The following is a 14,441-nucleotide window of genomic DNA, read 5'->3' as shown; positions in this document are numbered from 1 at the left end:
TCCTCCGTCCGTGCGCAACGGTGGAGGCGTCGGCTGCACTACCACCGAGCGAAGCTGCTGGGTGGTCGCTCGTCGTGGCGCGAAGAACCTGCAGCGACGCCAGCTGCTCCGCGGCGCGGAGATCCAGTGTCCCTACGTGGTGCTGGGCTGACAGCGACAAGAACGTCTTGTCACCGAGAAGGGTGATCTCTACTCGCCTGGAACTCGATGTACTCGATCACGCTGGCTAACTGCTCAGGCGACAACTTCTCCGCGCCTCGTGCGAGAGCGCGCAGCTTGCCTTCGCCGAACTTCGCTAGCAGCGAGTACTGCTGAGCCAGCTCTCGTCCACGCTCACTGTCTGAGAAGTAGTCCAGCTGCACTCCGAAGAACTCCGCCAATGCCTTGACCGTGGCGTGACTTGGCTCGCGCTCACCGTTGATCAGGTTGTACAAGTGGGTCTTCGACAACCCGACAGCGGCAGCGACCTCGCGTTTCGAGTACGCCGAGCCGTCCTCACGCCGGACCGCGTCGAACAACAGCTCCAGCTGCTCCCCGAACGTCTTGCCCGACTCGGCTTCCGGCATCGGACACCTCCCTTCCAGTCCTACAAGGGTGTCCCCTTTAGTGGACAAGTGCAAGTCCTTAGACCATTCGAGTTGACCCACTGGCCACGGCGGCGTACTTTCGACCATCCAAGTCCTCAATAGCGGACAGCCTGGTCGGGTGTCTGACTGAGGTTGCCCGGATCCCGTACTCACGCACCGGTGGTTCACTCGAAGCAGAGCGGCGCTCGCCTCGTCATCGAACTGCCGTCCCACGGGAGCCGGTTCGTTCTCGATGGTCACTATTTCGGGGGTCGCTTGTGTTTCGCGAACAAGAATGGAGAGTCCGCAGTCATGGCCGCTGCACCACGTCCACCTCCCAGGACGCATGGTTCCCTGAGCCAGCCCGCGGTGCCGACGGACTCGCCCGCCAACGTGGTCAGGCGGTCGAAGCTTGTGCCGGCTGCCCGGTCCGGACTGAATGCCTCGTGATCGCCCTTAGCCATGAGGCGGATGAAGGCGTCAGCTGGGGGATCTGGGGAGGGGTCTGCGCGCGCGACCGCAGAGAGGCAATCGATCGCGCGACCGGGCGCCTCTCTAGCGCACCGGATATCCGACGCCTAGCTCACGAAATTCTCGTACACGTGAGGGAGAGTCGAGCTCGGTCTCGGGCTGAGCGCGTCCTTGAAAAGCCTGACCATGAATCCTGCGTCGATCGAATCGCCTGAAGGTAGTGACTGAGTAGGATGCTGCCGGTCGTTTCGCTGCTGACCGAGATGGACGGCGCGCCGGATTACTGGGCTGCTGCACCCGCGTCGGCGGCAAGCAGCCGGCACCGAAGCTGGTCGGCGGCCCGGCGCCAAGCTGCCGACCTGACCGCCGGAGGAGTCGAGGGCGCAGCCGCACCTCCGTAGTCCGCGACAAGTGCACCGTCTCGCTGTCAATTCCGGTCGACTCTTGACCCCTCTGTTCCGGGCGAACCTTAACCTCCTTCGGTTAGTTGTGGATCTTGTTAGTCGTTGGTCTTGGTGGCCGCGGGGACGCGGCCGAGGTCGCGGTCTTTGAGTCGGTAGCTGTCGCCCTTCAGCGAGATCACTTCGGCGTGGTGGACGAGGCGGTCGATCATTGCGGCGGCGACGACGTCGTCGCCGAAGACCTCGCCCCAGCGCCCGAAGGGCTTGTTCGAGGTGATGATCATGCTGGCCCGTTCGTAGCGGGAGGAGACCAGTTGGAAGAACAGGTTGGCCGCTTCGGCCTCGAAGGGGACGTAGCCGACCTCATCGACAATGATCAGCGGGATGCGGCCAAGTTTGACCAGTTCGGCCTGCAGGTTCCCGGCGTGGTGGGCATCGGCCAGGCGGGCGACCCATTCGGCGGCGGTGGCGAAGGCGACACGGTATCCGGTCTGGCAGGCCCGGATCCCAAGGCCGATCGACAGGTGCGTCTTGCCGGTTCCGGGTGGACCGAGGAAGACGACGTTTTCCTTGGCAGCAACGAAGTCCAGGGTGCCGAGGTGCGTGATTGTCTCCCGCTTGAGCGAGCGCTGGTGCTCAAAATCGAATTCTTCCAGCGACTTCCGGCTCGGGAAGCGGGCGGTGCGGATGCGGCCTTCGCCGCCGTGGGCTTCGCGGGCGGCGACCTCGCGCTGCAGGCAGGCAGCCAGAAATTCCTCATAGGACCATTCCTCGGTCCGGGCTCGTTCGGCCAGGCGTTCGACCGACCCGGCCAGCGACGGGGCCTTGAGGGCGCGGGTGAGGTAGGCGATCTCGCTGGTGACGTTGCGCCGGCCGTGGGGCTTGGCAATGGTCTTGGTGGCGGGCATGTCAGGCGATCTCCTCGCTGGTTAGGCCGAACAGCCGGTCGTAGTCGCTGAGGTTGCGGTGTTCCACCCCGACGGTGTCGACCGGCCGCACTGCGGCCAGGCGGCGGGAGCGCCGCAACTCGACGGCGGCAGCCTTGTGGGCGGGGTCGGTGATGCTCTGGTGCGCTGCCCAGCACCGTGCGTGACGGGCGACCTCAGTGCTATCGCAGGTGACCACCACGTGCTCGAGGTCGGCGGTGATGTCAACGCGCCGGCCGACGGCGGTGGGGTGCACCGAGTAGTCGTTGCTTCCCAGGCGGATGTAGTGGTCCCGCGGCAACCGGGTGCTCGAGTGCCATCCGGTTACCGGCGCCACGGGCGGCAGCTCGAGCATCGCCGCCCGGTCGGCGCCCCACCGGTCGATGGGACGGCAGCCCAGGCGGCGGTGCTGGCGCTGGTTGGCCTTCTCCAGCCAGGCGGTGAGCTGGGTGTTGAAATCCGCCGGACCGGTGAAGCTGCGGCCGGGCAAGAACGAGGTCTCCAGATACCCGTTGGCCCGTTCCACCAGGCCTTTGGCCTCCGGATCGCCGGGTCGGCACTGGATGACCTTGATCCCCAGCGTTCCCCGGAAGGCGTTCATCGCCTCGGTCAGCTGCGGTTTCCCGCCTTGCCACTGCCCGACTGCGGATTCGTTGTCCCATACCAGCGCCTTGGGCACCCGGCCCCAGCCGATGATCAGGCGCCAGTGCCCGGCCAGCAGGTCCGGCGACTGCCGGCAGGGCAGCATCACCGCAGTGATCATGCGCGAGTAGCCGGAGACCACCACCAGCACCGGCGGCCGCCCGGACTGCCCGAACCCCAACGGGACGTCGACCGGCGGGAACCACAGATCGCACTGCGCCAGCTCGCCAGGCTGATACTCGGTCCGCGATGCCGGATCCGGCGGCCGATACAACGGTCTGAGCTGGTTCACCCGTTCGAAGAACACAGTTTTGCCACGAGTCCAGCCCACCCGTTCCATGATCACACTGGTCGGCATCTCCGGGAACTCCGCCAAAAGCGCCCGGATCCGCGGCTCGACCGCATCCACGATCGACCCCTTACCCGCCCGCACATACCGAGGCGCCTCATGCGAGGCCAGCGCCTTGCGCACAGTGTTCCTCGAGATCCCGAGCCTGCGGGTGATCGCCTTGATCGACATCCCCTCAGCCCGGTGCAGCCGGCGGATCTCCGCCCAGTCCTCCACGCTGATCACTCCCTCACGATCACCGAGGGGGTCAGAATTCGCCCGGAACCAGACGGTCAGTATTCAAGCGGAACCGACAGTCTCGCCCGGCGGCCACGGACCCCTACCTGCCGCCCGGCTGAGCGAGGAACCAGTCGCCACCTGGGTGCGCCGAATTGCGTTCGGCGACCGCGCGACAAGGTTGCGGTGAAGTCGTCGGGCGGCGAGCTGGTGTCGCTGAGCTGTCACTCGATTGGTCCACGGAGAGGCGGTCTGCAAAATCCTTGGGATCGGCGTGCCGAGGACGCCGCCGCGGTCCGTCCGTGCTTGTTTGAGGCTTCCTTGCCGACACCCGCATACACATGGGGCACGCTTCAGTAGAATGACGTCACGCGTCAATGTTGACGAAATTCGTCAGTTGTGGCGTAGAGTGTCATACATGGCAGGAATGGATATCTTCGATCACATCGCTGCGTTGGCCTACCCCATGCCGACGGACGCGGCGCAGTGTGACCCGCCCGACTTGATCGCTGACGCCCAGAACCACGTGCGGGAGCTGCGCGAGGACTACGCCCACAACTTGCGAGGGGCCTGGGAGGCCGAGGACTGGGACCCGCTGCTGACCGAGATTGAGCGGGTGCGGCGCCAGCGGGACGAGGTCGATCGCCAGCTGCGGCAGCTGATCGCCTACGGCCGCGAGTTCGTCGGTCCGCGGCCTTATCCGCTTGCGACCCTGGCCAAGGCGGCGGGCCTGGGCTCGCACTCCTCGGCGCGCACCTTCTACGGCGAGGACGAGGTTGCGGCGGTCGCTGCGGTCACCGGGGCCAAGCGCACCGGTCACAGCCGCAGCTGACCGGCAACACCCCGAAGCCCCCGCCGTGGCGGAGGCTTCGGGGTGTTTCGGCAGGCGGTCTGCCTACCGCCGGCGGTATGTGCGCACCTTGTCCTCGAGTTCCTCGTAGAGCGTGTGGCGCAGGCTGGCGCCGTTGCGGGATGGTTTGGGGCCCAGCGCGACGACCAGGTCGGTGACCTCGTACATGGCCCGGTAGGCCAGCAGCAGCGTGGCGGTGTTGACCCATTTTTCGGTCCGGGTCGCAGGTGGCGTGGGCCCGAGGACCGTGGTGAACCACGGTGGCAGCGCGGCTCCGCTGTCGATGGCCTTGCTTATACGGTTGCGCAGTGCTCTGCACAGCCGGAACCAGTCCTGCTTGCCCGCGTCGATCTCCGCGCCGTGCTTGGCGCGTTTCTTCGCATCCGCGGCCAACGTGGCCCGGTCGTCCTCGATCGCCTGGCAGCGATGTGGTGTGACGAAGCGGCGGCTGGTCTCGACCTGGGTCTTGGCCTGCGTGTAGCGGGCCCGGGCGGCCTGGTGCTCGGCGGTGCGTGGGTCTCGCTTGGCCAGGTCGGCCAGTTCCGCGATCGCTTCGACCAGGGTGCTTTCGTTGTCGGCGAGTTCCTGGACCTGGCTTTCGAAGGTCGAGATCGAGTTCTGCTTGTACTTGCGGGCGTACTCGGGCAGCAGCTCTCGCTCGAGTTCCTTGGCGCGGCGGGCGCTGCGGGCCAGCCGCCGTTCGGTGGGGGTTCGGGTATTGAGGTCGGCGCGGTTGGTGCTGGTGGTCAGCGCGCGCCGTTCCAGGACCGCGATCTGGTCTGCCAGCTGTTGCAGCTGGTCGTCGAGCTTGTCCAGCCGCTGTTCCAGCTGGTTGTTCTCGGTCTCGGCGCTCTCAACCCGGTCGTTGATCTCCGTGTGGTGCTGTCGGACGGTGGAGCTGACCTCGTCGATTTCGTTTTGGATCGTCTGCAGGCTGGTGGAGACGTCGTCGAAGTCCTCAACGTTGTGGAACACCCAGCGGCCTTTCTGCTTGATGCGGGAAGCGGACGGCGGCAGTACCCGGGTTGCTCACGCGGCCGTGGAGCTGGCCGCTTCTGTTGAGGGCGGCGGGTTCAGTGGCTGGAGAGTCACCAGGAACGCCGGGGCTCCGGTGGCCAGCAGCGTCAGCCAGCCGAACCAGCTGCCGGTCCAGCCCCAGGCCAGCGCCACGAAGGCCACGGCCGAGAGCGCGCCGCAGATCGCGGCGGCCCATCGCGATGTCGGTGAGGGCACCTTCGGCCCGTTCGCCGTGTGCACCTCGGTCTCCTCGGCTCCGGCGAACAGCAGGAAGCCCAGCAGCAGCGATACCAGGCTGCCCAGGATCGCGATCCCGGGCGTCGATCCCCAGAACACGGTCGCGGTCACCAGCAACCCGGCGGCCGCGCAGATTCCCGCCGCCGTCAGCATCGCTGGTTTGACGCGCAACACCTTGGCCTGTGCGGCCGCTTTGGCCTGCTGCCGTGCGTATTCCGGCAGCGAGTCGTCGAAGGCCAGCAGCTGCTCGGTCAGCCCGATCAAAGCCTCCACGGACGCGGTTCGCGCCTCCTGATCCTCGGCCTGGTCGAAATCGGCCAGTTCACGCCGCATCTGGGTCCGGATCTGGTTCAAACGCTCGACGAGCTGCACGCACCCTCATTTCTGTCGACCAGCAACTCCACCTGCACACCCCAGGGCGCGGCGCGACGATGCGGCCGCGCCCCGGGAGGGCGGTCATGATCAGGCCGCAGCGGCCTGCCAATGAGTGACGTACTTGGCGGCTTCGCCGGCCAGCACCGCGTCGAGGTCGTCGCGGTTGGTGTTGCTGCGCAATCGCAGCGGCGCGGCCCGGCGCAGGTCGAGCACGACCGGGATCGCGCCCGGCAGCAGCTCGTTCATGTGCAGCTCCAGCATCCGCAGCGCGAGGTTCGCCGCGTCCCGGCCCAGTTTGGGTTCCTTGAGGTAGGGCAGCACGACCTCGGTCTTGCCGTCGCGGTACCGAAGCCCCAGCACCCCGCTGCCGGGCTCACGGCTGCCGAGGATGCGCACCGCGAGCTCCGCGCGCACCCACTCGGTCGAGGCCACCGGCACACCGCTGGCCTTGGTCTTCGACCACCACCGGCCGAACCCGCTCTGCAGCTCCTCGTAGTGCCGTCGCTGCTCAGGCCGGGACCGCTTCACGACCTCGGCGATGACCCGCGCTGGGTCGGTCGAGTTCACCGCCCGCCGCAGCCCGGCCGACAACGGCCCGTAGAACGACGATCCCTGGCTGTCGGGATCGAGGTACATCCGCCGCTGGGACTTCACGATCGCCACGCAGCCCCGCGGGGTGCTACGCACGTAGTCCAGGAACGGCCCCAGGCCAATACGAACGCTGTCCATGCACGTCCTCTCGGTTCGGTTGTCGAGAGGTAGCACCTCAACCAGGGGAGTGAACTCCGTTACTTCGGTCTTGACAGGTTTCCGGCGTTCACCCTAATGTCTGAGTTGTTCAAGTTCAGTAGCGTGGTGAGGTGTACCTATCGGGACACAACGTGCCCGGCGGTCAGACTAGCATCGATCACCAAAAACTCGATCACTCCCGTCGGTGATCTAGGTCACAGATGCGAAAACCCCTGGTCAGGTAGCCGGGGGTTTTTTGTTCGCCCAGACCAGACGGCCGAGTCGGCCAAGACCTTCTCGGCATCGACCGGCTTACGGCTCTGCGGTGCGCAGCGGCCCGGCGTCCTCCGGCGCCCACAGCTCGGCCCGCCTTCGGCGCTGTGCGTAGATCTCATCTGCCAGCGCGCGGAACTCGTCTTCGGTCCACGGAGTCCCGTGCTGCTTGCGTCGGTAGGACAGGCGGGTGTGCGCGGTCATGCACGCCTGGCACTGCCGGCGCCCGCGCTGCTGCTAGCGGTGGGCAGCAGTTACCGGTGCGCTGGTCTCCTCGTCGTCCGTGTGGGTCTTCAGGCACGTCACGCCGCCAGGGGGGTTCGGTGACTGCGTCCACGGCCTTGCGCGGGTCGAGGAGGGGCGAGCTCCTCGTCGACCAGTACCAGTCAAACGTCCCTTTTCTCGACACGTTCGGGAGCTATCCGAGCCAGCACCCTGATCGATCGTCTGAAGCCTGCTAGTCCAGTGCCATGCTTCAGAAACTGGTGATCAAGACCAGTTCAGACGGGGGAGCCGCGGACTCTGGTCCCAGCGCTCGTTCGGCGACATCGTCCCCTGCACGGACTCCGATCCACTACCTGTTCTCGTGTCGGCTGAGAATCTGGTGTGCCTGCTGCGCCCTGGTGACGACTTCAGACCACTGTGGATGTTCGAGGTACTGGCCATCGCTGGCGTCGCCTAGCTCACCGATGAGTGGGTCGAGTACCTCGCCGAGTGCCTTGATTGCTTCCACCTCGCTGGAGTGGAGAACAACACCGACTCGTTGCTCCGGTTCGGGAAGCACGCACGTGTCGTCGAAGAGGATGTGCACGTTTGTGGTGAGGTCGTCGTAGAACCCGTCTTGGGGGTACTCATGGCGGATCCAGACACGGCGCTGGTAGTCCAGGTCGGACAGCGACCGGACTGCGTCGATGACTTCTGCTCGCATCTCGGGGTAGCGGATCGACTCTACGGGTGGTTCCACGATTTCCACTGCTTCCACTCGCTCAACGGGATGTGCGCTTCTTCGGGGTTCTGCTTGACGGAACCCGAGATTGGTTCGCCGTCGCGGCCGATTACTTTTCCGTGCTCTCTGACGATCACGTGGTCGACCTGCTGCGTGGGTTGGGAGTTGTTCGGATTGCCTTGGTCGATCCTAACTCCGTTGCCAGGATCGTTGGGATCCTGCCAACGCTGCCCGACGCCTTTCTTCGTGGCGCTGCCGTCACCCCACTCCGCGGGGAGCTTCTCCTGCACCGCAGGGTCCTCCCACGGAAGAGCTGGCGCGGGCGCGGGTTCGGCGTCATGGGTATCGATGACTTCGACGGAGTCGTCACCTGCGGATTCGGCGGCGAGCCCGGCCATTGAGACCCCCATCGCGCCAATGCCGGCAACCAGGCCAGCTGTCGAGGCAGCGCCAAGCGGAATGCCGCCGACCGCGCCGACACCAGTGGCATCCAAGGCGACGCCGACGGTCTCGCCCGCCGCACTGACCACGGTGAGCGCTGCACCTACCGCCAGGGCAGCGACCATTTCGGGGTGGTGAATGGCGGCGTTGCCGAAAGAGGCAAGCCCGTTGACCACGTTCGCGGCAGCATCGCCGATCGCTTCCCCTGCCTGCGCGAGCCAACCTCGCTCTTCGGGTGCGTTGTCCCGCGCACGGCCGACGACGTCGGCCGTGCGCTCTCCGGCCGCTGCAAGCTGGCCGCGGGCGCGCTGCAAGATCTCCCTGGCGGCTTGGCGCTTCGCTTCGCCAGGATCGTGGAAGGCCACCTCAGTAGCTGCTGCTCCAGGCGGTGCGTGCCGCTCGACTTGCTCTATTGCTCGGGCGTGGTCGGCTTTGGCCTGCTTGGTCGCGGCTTCGCCGTCGTTCCACAGTCGGATCGCTTCGGCAGCTTGTCCTTGCGCCCAGGCCAGTGTCTCGCAGAACTGCTCTAGTGCCCCCGCCGAGTGCTGGAAGCAGTCACCAGCTTTCAGCCACTTGATAGGTTCGCCCTCGAATGCGGACCGGAACTGCTCTGCGGCTTCACCCTCCCAGCCCTCCGAGCTGTCGATGCGTTTGAGTCCTTCTCCCGCCTCTTGCAGAGTGTTGCCGTAGCGGCGCATTGACGCTGCGGTAACGCGAACAGCGTCAGCGTTGCCAGGTATCAGGGCGTTCGGGTCGTTCGTGGTTCCGAGTTCAGCAGCCATCACTGCGCCGCCGGGTCGTCGCCACCGGACCGTTGCACAATGCCCTCGAAATGGGCTCGGGCAGCTTCGTCGGTCTGCAGGTAAACCTTCGCGCAGCCGTCGAGCCGGGCAGAGACTTCTCTGGCGTCGTCGGCTAGATTCGTCACGCCTTTGTTCCAACGATTGCAGAATTCGCCGACGGTGGTTGCCAATCGATCATGGCCGAACGCGTCAGCGGGGCAGTCGATATCGCTGACCTTGCGGTCGTTCATCGAGTCGATGGTGTCGCGCACACCTTTCGATGCGCTGGTCAAGGCAGTCAAGTCGACGCGAAAGCCGTCCACCAAGCAGCTCCGTTCTCGGATCGTCTGCAGACCACGACAGAAACTCATGACGTGCCCGAGTGATATGAGGTTGATTGAGGATCGTTCCCGCGAATGGCGCAGTCCGCGATGTCGCTTTTGCGTCGAGTAGCGTGAGGAAGACCTCTGGGCCGTCCGTGGGGCTCGACAGCGCCGCGAACCCCTGTCGTGGCTGCGGCAATCGGCCGCGTCCGTCGCCACAGCGGTGTGGAGATCCCGGCTCCTCCACCATGTTTCCGGGTATCCGGCGGGAAACCCCTGTGCTGCACTGTTCGTTCACTTCCGCGGTTCAACGAGATCCGGATCTGCGCCAGTTCTTTGGTGATCTCGTCATCCAGCCGGGTGATCATACTGGGTGGGAGCTGCTGCGCTGCTCTTCGGAGCGCGCTAGCCGTGGCCTGTACCGTACTCATCGCTGGTCGATCACCACCGTAGGCGCACCCTCCATGTCATGCCCTTTCCTGGTTCTTCGTTGACCTGATCACTTGGGCCACGGTGATCTCGTTGGCTATCCACTGACGCATCACCCAGTCGCCAGGAGGGGTCAGCGGCGGTTCCCGCCTTATCGCCGGGAGCGGCCTGGTCCGCCAATACGCGAGCGCGAGCGCCCGGCGTTCGTGGTCATCGATCACTGAGATCGAGTCCGTGTTCCCGCAGCGCCCGCTCGAAGCGGGTACGGGAGAGCTCCCATGTCCGCTGGATCCACGCCCAGATGTGTCTGATCACCGTGGTCCCCGCACGAAGTTCAGATGCCTGACGTGGGTGCGGGTTCCGTCGCGCTCGAATGCCTCGGCTAGCCGTCGGGCGATCGCCACGCTGCGGTCGTGACCGCCTTGACATCCTATTGCCGCGGTCACCAGCCGACCGCCCCGGAGTTCGGTGCCGTCGAGTATTCCTCTGAGGACAACGCGTAGCCCGTCGAACCACGTTGTTACACAGGGCTGGGCGAACACCCATTCCTGCACGGGAATGTCCAACCCGGTTAGGTCGTGGAACTCCGGGATATGAAAAGGGTTGGGGATCCAGCGGACGTTGATGGCCAGGTCGGCCGGCGGCGGGGTGGTGCGGTTGTAGCCCCAGGTGAGGACCTCCAACACTGCCGGGCTCACGAGGCCACCGTCACGGCCCGCGTTACCAGCTCCCGGTATGGGAGTTCGATCATCGGCAGCTCATCGAGCTGCAGGTGGCGTTCCACATTGGCCACGACGCCGCGGGCGTCTGCATCATCGAGCGCGACCTCGACTGCCACGAAGGTGCCGACCCCGGAAATCTGGTCGATGACGACCCTGGCGTCCTCCAGCGCCAGGTGTTTGAAGATCGCGCGGGTCTTGACCACGCGCACCTGCCCGACCGCGCCGATTGCCTTTAGCAGCGCAGCGGCTTCTCCTGCCTGGGTGATGTCGGCGAGCATGACCTGGATCTCGCGCGTGGAGCCAGGGGTGGCGGTGTAGGCGATCTCGGCGGCGTTGTCGCGCTCGCGGATGCGCACCCACACATTCGGCTGTGAGTAGTAGATGTCGGTCTCTACTGCCGGCTCGGCGGAGCAGTAGTAGCCCGCCATTGCCAGCCTGCTGCGCAACTCGGATTCGGCTTCACTGGTCAACTTCCGCTTGCGGTTGATCTCAGGCAGAGTTGCCATGTCCATCCTTTCGGTTTGAGGAGCAGAGTGCGACCGCACGTCATACGGGCTCCGTAATGACGTCCTCGACGGCGCAGGAACAACCTGAGACGGGAACATGAGCGGGAGCACCACCTGGTGCGTGCTGTGATGTGGTGCCCGCGGCGCACAGATTCACTCCGGTCCCGGTGAGGAACCCGCAGCAGGGCGTCACCTTGCTGGAATCACGTTCTCATCTCATGTACTGCGCGAGGATCATGAAGCCCTCGAAGATGCCCAGCATCACCATGCAGCCGAGAAGGCAGCCTCGAGGGCCAACAGGTTTGTCGTCGTGGACGAGAAGAATCCAGTTAACGTCGCCCAACGCCGGACTCCTCCAATGTTCGTCGCCACCGCGCGGGCGGACCTTTGTGCTACTCACGTAGCCGTGTGGTCACTCGCGCTGTCACGGTGCGATCACCACCCGGTCTGCGTCGTTTTGCATCGTTTCCGCCGCGAGGTCCAGGTGTTTGATGCAGACCGTCGTTCCGGTACGTCGGATGGCTGCGCCGACCAACTCGGCGAGAGCGACCGACTGACCGTGTCCGGTGGTGCATCCGAATGCCCACGTGAGTGCGCGCGAGTCGCGCGACTCTGCATCGGCGAGCTGAGGGCCGAGGGTATCGAGAAGGCCGTCGAACCACGAGTCCAGCTCGGCGAGCACCCACTTCTGGACGGACTCGTCCAGTCCGGAGAGACCCCGGAATTCGGTGATACGAAGCGGGTTTGGCGCGCTACGCACGTCAAGAGAGAAGTTCGCCGGTGGCGGGACCCGTTGGCTGTAGCCGAAGCTCAACAGAAGCACGATCGGCGGGATCACTGCGTGAGCTCTCGTACCGCCACGGAACGGGCGGGATTGCACTGGCCAATCGGACATGTGGACTCCTTCAGGGTTCTAGGATCAGGTTTCGGTCAAGCGTTGCTGAGGGTGCAGAGATCGGGGCGTGGCCGTTCTTCAGAGTCTCGGTTGTCGCGTGGAGAACAGAAGTGTGGGTACCTACTGGTTGGCGGCACGGCATTCCAACCGCTCCGCGTCGGGAAGGAGCGTGCGTTCGCCTCCTCAGCGGTCCAGCCGCGGCGCCAGAAGTCCGTCAACACCCTTGTTCACGGTCTCCCGCCGCGCATCAACGTGCTGTGCGAGTCCTTCTGCCGCAGGGAGCGCGTGACCCGCAGATGGCCGTCTTCCCAGGTGCCGAAACGCTGCGCGAGCCGTAGCAGCGTCGTGACGACACGTCCCGGCACGCTGGCGAAAACCAAGCCGTCCAGCATGTCGTGGCCCTCACGCAGCCGGCGGGCTACTACCCGCAGCAGCTGCTCGGCGATCTCTGGCCGAGTGGTCATCCACTGTCGAAGCGTCGCGCGGTCCATACTCCAGGCACGCACTTCAGTGAGAGCGGTCGCCGTCGAGGCCAGTGGCCGTCAGCGAACTACGACCCGTAAGGGCGCGTTGGCTGCTGGACGCTTGTCTCGTCCGTCACCGCTCCTGCGGTGGAGTTATGACGGCTTCGCGGCCGGCGGAGCGCCGTGAGGATCGCTCCTCAGCGATTGCAGCAAGAATCTTATGCAGCCGGATAGCGAAGAGATAGTTGCCTCCGAGATCAGCGGCCACGTAGCTGACCCCGACAATGACGGCGACTGATGTGGGAGCCCAGGTTGAGATCACCGCGATCATCACGATGCCGTAGGCAGCAGCACACGCGCGCTGGATGATCCAGTGTGGACTGGTGATTTCGGCGCGGGCGCTTCGGGGATCGCGGGGCAAGCTTTCGGTCATCCCCTCGAAGTAAGCCTGATCGCCATCCTTGCCGTCGCGTTCCGCGGCTGCGCGCGCGGCGCGACCGCTGACGACGCGAGTGACCAAGCTTCCGGCTCGGAGAATGATGTCGAATGAGAGGAAAAGCCCTCCGATCCACGCATGGTGGGCGGCGGTGGAGAGTCCGAGGATCATCGCGGTCGCTCCGATGATCCACAAGATGGTCAGACTCAGGGCATGCAATCCCACGGTTACCAGTCCTGGCTGGGGTTCGTGCTGTTCGGTTTCTTTCACTGTACCTTTGTTTTTCGTGTTGATGGTGTGGAGTGCTGGCTGCCGCCACGCCGTTGTGGCAGCCAGCCGACCGCACCCCGCTACTCGATAGCCTTTATGAGGCGCTGCCATCAATGATCGACTGCCGCCCGCTGCGACTAGATCGCCTGGGCATGCCGTGCCGACTTACCGGCGGCAGCAGTCCGGCCAGGGAAGTCCGCTGTCCGGTTTGCGACACCAAACTTCGTGTGGGTTTGAGCCGCGGAACTGGACCTTGGCACGCCGACCGATCGGGACACCGATCCGGTTCACGCCGGAGATATGCAGCCTTGCTCGGGCTTCGTGTGCAGACATCCCGAGCTGCGCCGCGATTCCTGCTACTGGTACACCCTTCTGCCACTTTCGAAACACCCTCTCGTTTAAGGGCCATTCTTGATCGCTGTCGAGCCTTTTGCCGTGGGAGCGGATCTCAATTCCCGCGGCTATCAGACGCAGGCGTACGGCGCTGGCGCTGATGCCAACACGGTTCCCCACTTTTCGCTGCGACATTTTCCTGGTCACATAAAGTTCGATGATGGTGCGGGTCGAGACGTCATTTCGGATCATGACTGGTGATTGCGTGAAGGATGTACAGGTCGCTCCACCTTCGTCCGGCACGAGTCGAAGATGATGGATGAACACCCCGGCTCCAGGGGGACGCGGCGCAGCGGCGAGGTGCTCGGCGACGGCACGGCCGCGTCTGTCGGAGCAGCCGATGGCGACCCGCAGCATCTGCCCGCGCCGAATCCGAAGCTGATCACCACAAAGGGTGACGGAGAGGGCGTGCTTTGATCGCTCTGCCGGATGGTCATGTTGGCCTTTCTCGATGATGATTTCTGGGGCAGGAGCGGGATTAGAGGGCGTCCAGGGCGGCGGAAGCCGGGCTCGGCAGCCTGCGCTCAGTCGAGCGCAATCGCCGTCGGCGTTTCGTTGGCAGGTTCTCACCTCAGTAGCTGTTCGAGGCGCCGCGTGATCTCGCGGGCCGTCACGATCACAACGTCGGCAGCCTGGGTAGCTGCCACTTCCACGACCTCACCATTGGTGTCCCTGTCCAGGCCTAAGGGGTCCTTGCATAATGATCTTTGTCTGGCATGGTGGTGGCTGGAGTTGATCACGTTTCGATCGTTGGGAGCGTGGGATGGCTCGCCCGAAGCCGT

General features: G+C 65.0%; 22 protein-coding genes. 4 read left to right on the top strand and 18 right to left on the bottom strand.

The window, feature by feature from the left end; translation table 11 throughout:
• The first annotated feature begins 10 nt into the window (after positions 1–10).
• Positions 11–151, top strand: coding sequence for a hypothetical protein (locus AB0I53_RS19260; RefSeq protein ID WP_358604331.1), 141 nt, complete (start codon positions 11–13; stop codon positions 149–151).
• 19 nt (positions 152–170) lie between these two features.
• Here the strand turns inward: AB0I53_RS19260 and AB0I53_RS19255 are convergent, their stop codons facing one another.
• The gene (locus tag AB0I53_RS19255) at positions 171–566 is read right to left on the bottom strand and encodes a helix-turn-helix transcriptional regulator (protein WP_093267586.1); all 396 of its coding nucleotides are present in this window, start codon (positions 564–566) and stop codon (positions 171–173) included.
• Positions 567–844: 278 nt separating this feature from the next.
• Between AB0I53_RS19255 and AB0I53_RS19250 the strand changes: the two genes are divergently transcribed.
• Positions 845–1,252: a WhiB family transcriptional regulator gene (locus AB0I53_RS19250; RefSeq protein WP_358604328.1), complete on the top strand. Its 408-nt coding sequence runs from the start codon at positions 845–847 to the stop codon at positions 1,250–1,252.
• 284 nt (positions 1,253–1,536) lie between these two features.
• On the opposite strand, the gene istB is transcribed toward AB0I53_RS19250, so the two are convergent.
• Both istB and istA read right to left on the bottom strand, forming a co-directional pair.
• Positions 1,537–2,346 (bottom strand): IS21-like element helper ATPase IstB, encoded by an 810-nt coding sequence (gene istB / locus AB0I53_RS19245; protein ID WP_358604325.1) that lies wholly within the window; start codon positions 2,344–2,346, stop codon positions 1,537–1,539.
• A gap of 1 nt (position 2,347) precedes the next feature.
• Complete coding sequence (gene istA / locus AB0I53_RS19240) at positions 2,348–3,580, bottom strand: IS21 family transposase (RefSeq protein ID WP_358604322.1); 1,233 nt, start codon at positions 3,578–3,580, stop codon at positions 2,348–2,350.
• 409 nt (positions 3,581–3,989) lie between these two features.
• Between istA and AB0I53_RS19235 the strand changes: the two genes are divergently transcribed.
• A complete protein-coding gene (locus AB0I53_RS19235) occupies positions 3,990–4,403 on the top strand; it encodes a hypothetical protein (protein WP_358604319.1) in 414 nt (137 codons plus the stop codon).
• Between the two features lie 63 nt (positions 4,404–4,466).
• Here AB0I53_RS19235 and AB0I53_RS19230 read toward each other — a convergent pair whose 3' ends face one another.
• The 14 genes from AB0I53_RS19230 to AB0I53_RS19165 form a co-directional block, all read right to left on the bottom strand.
• The gene (locus AB0I53_RS19230; protein WP_358604316.1) at positions 4,467–5,396 is read right to left on the bottom strand and encodes a hypothetical protein; all 930 of its coding nucleotides are present in this window, start codon (positions 5,394–5,396) and stop codon (positions 4,467–4,469) included.
• 54 nt (positions 5,397–5,450) lie between these two features.
• The gene (locus AB0I53_RS19225; protein ID WP_358604315.1) at positions 5,451–6,047 is read right to left on the bottom strand and encodes a hypothetical protein; all 597 of its coding nucleotides are present in this window, start codon (positions 6,045–6,047) and stop codon (positions 5,451–5,453) included.
• A 90-nt stretch (positions 6,048–6,137) separates the two neighbouring features.
• Positions 6,138–6,779 (bottom strand): hypothetical protein, encoded by a 642-nt coding sequence (locus AB0I53_RS19220; protein ID WP_358604312.1) that lies wholly within the window; start codon positions 6,777–6,779, stop codon positions 6,138–6,140.
• A gap of 312 nt (positions 6,780–7,091) precedes the next feature.
• Complete coding sequence (locus AB0I53_RS19215) at positions 7,092–7,256, bottom strand: hypothetical protein (protein ID WP_358604309.1); 165 nt, start codon at positions 7,254–7,256, stop codon at positions 7,092–7,094.
• Positions 7,257–7,626: 370 nt separating this feature from the next.
• On the bottom strand, positions 7,627–8,034 hold the full coding sequence (locus AB0I53_RS19210) for a hypothetical protein (RefSeq protein WP_358604307.1): 408 nt from the start codon (positions 8,032–8,034) through the stop codon (positions 7,627–7,629).
• The gene (locus AB0I53_RS19205; protein WP_358604304.1) at positions 8,001–9,221 is read right to left on the bottom strand and encodes a putative T7SS-secreted protein; all 1,221 of its coding nucleotides are present in this window, start codon (positions 9,219–9,221) and stop codon (positions 8,001–8,003) included. The genes AB0I53_RS19210 and AB0I53_RS19205 overlap by 34 nt, the downstream gene beginning before the upstream one ends.
• Positions 9,221–9,544: a hypothetical protein gene (locus AB0I53_RS19200; protein WP_358604302.1), complete on the bottom strand. Its 324-nt coding sequence runs from the start codon at positions 9,542–9,544 to the stop codon at positions 9,221–9,223. Before AB0I53_RS19200 ends, AB0I53_RS19205 begins: the two co-directional genes overlap by 1 nt.
• 740 nt (positions 9,545–10,284) lie before the next feature.
• Positions 10,285–10,671 (bottom strand): RNase adapter RapZ, encoded by a 387-nt coding sequence (locus tag AB0I53_RS19195; protein ID WP_358604299.1) that lies wholly within the window; start codon positions 10,669–10,671, stop codon positions 10,285–10,287.
• A complete protein-coding gene (locus AB0I53_RS19190; RefSeq protein ID WP_358604296.1) occupies positions 10,668–11,201 on the bottom strand; it encodes a CYTH domain-containing protein in 534 nt (177 codons plus the stop codon). The genes AB0I53_RS19195 and AB0I53_RS19190 overlap by 4 nt, the downstream gene beginning before the upstream one ends.
• Before the next feature lie 211 nt (positions 11,202–11,412).
• Positions 11,413–11,544 carry a hypothetical protein gene (locus AB0I53_RS19185; protein ID WP_358604293.1) on the bottom strand — a complete coding sequence of 44 codons (132 nt, stop codon included), beginning with the start codon at positions 11,542–11,544 and terminating at the stop codon, positions 11,413–11,415.
• Between the two features lie 81 nt (positions 11,545–11,625).
• Complete coding sequence (locus AB0I53_RS19180; protein ID WP_358604290.1) at positions 11,626–12,039, bottom strand: RNase adapter RapZ; 414 nt, start codon at positions 12,037–12,039, stop codon at positions 11,626–11,628.
• Between the two features lie 284 nt (positions 12,040–12,323).
• On the bottom strand, positions 12,324–12,560 hold the full coding sequence (locus tag AB0I53_RS19175; RefSeq protein WP_358604287.1) for a hypothetical protein: 237 nt from the start codon (positions 12,558–12,560) through the stop codon (positions 12,324–12,326).
• Between the two features lie 133 nt (positions 12,561–12,693).
• A complete protein-coding gene (locus AB0I53_RS19170; protein ID WP_358604284.1) occupies positions 12,694–13,266 on the bottom strand; it encodes a hypothetical protein in 573 nt (190 codons plus the stop codon).
• 165 nt (positions 13,267–13,431) lie between these two features.
• A complete protein-coding gene (locus AB0I53_RS19165) occupies positions 13,432–13,902 on the bottom strand; it encodes a hypothetical protein (protein ID WP_358604281.1) in 471 nt (156 codons plus the stop codon).
• A 9-nt stretch (positions 13,903–13,911) separates the two neighbouring features.
• On the opposite strand from AB0I53_RS19165, the gene AB0I53_RS19160 reads away from it, so the two are divergent.
• On the top strand, positions 13,912–14,076 hold the full coding sequence (locus AB0I53_RS19160; RefSeq protein WP_358604278.1) for a hypothetical protein: 165 nt from the start codon (positions 13,912–13,914) through the stop codon (positions 14,074–14,076).
• Between the two features lie 149 nt (positions 14,077–14,225).
• Here the strand turns inward: AB0I53_RS19160 and AB0I53_RS19155 are convergent.
• Positions 14,226–14,441, bottom strand: a 216-nt coding sequence (locus tag AB0I53_RS19155) for a hypothetical protein (protein ID WP_358604275.1), incomplete at its 5' end; no start/stop codon positions are given.

This window comes from Saccharopolyspora sp. NPDC050389 (genome assembly GCF_040655595.1).
In the GTDB taxonomy this organism is placed as follows: Bacteria; Actinomycetota; Actinomycetes; order Mycobacteriales; family Pseudonocardiaceae; genus Saccharopolyspora.
The sequence above is the reverse complement of the archived record's forward strand: the minus strand, read 5'-3'. Positions and strand labels throughout refer to the sequence as shown.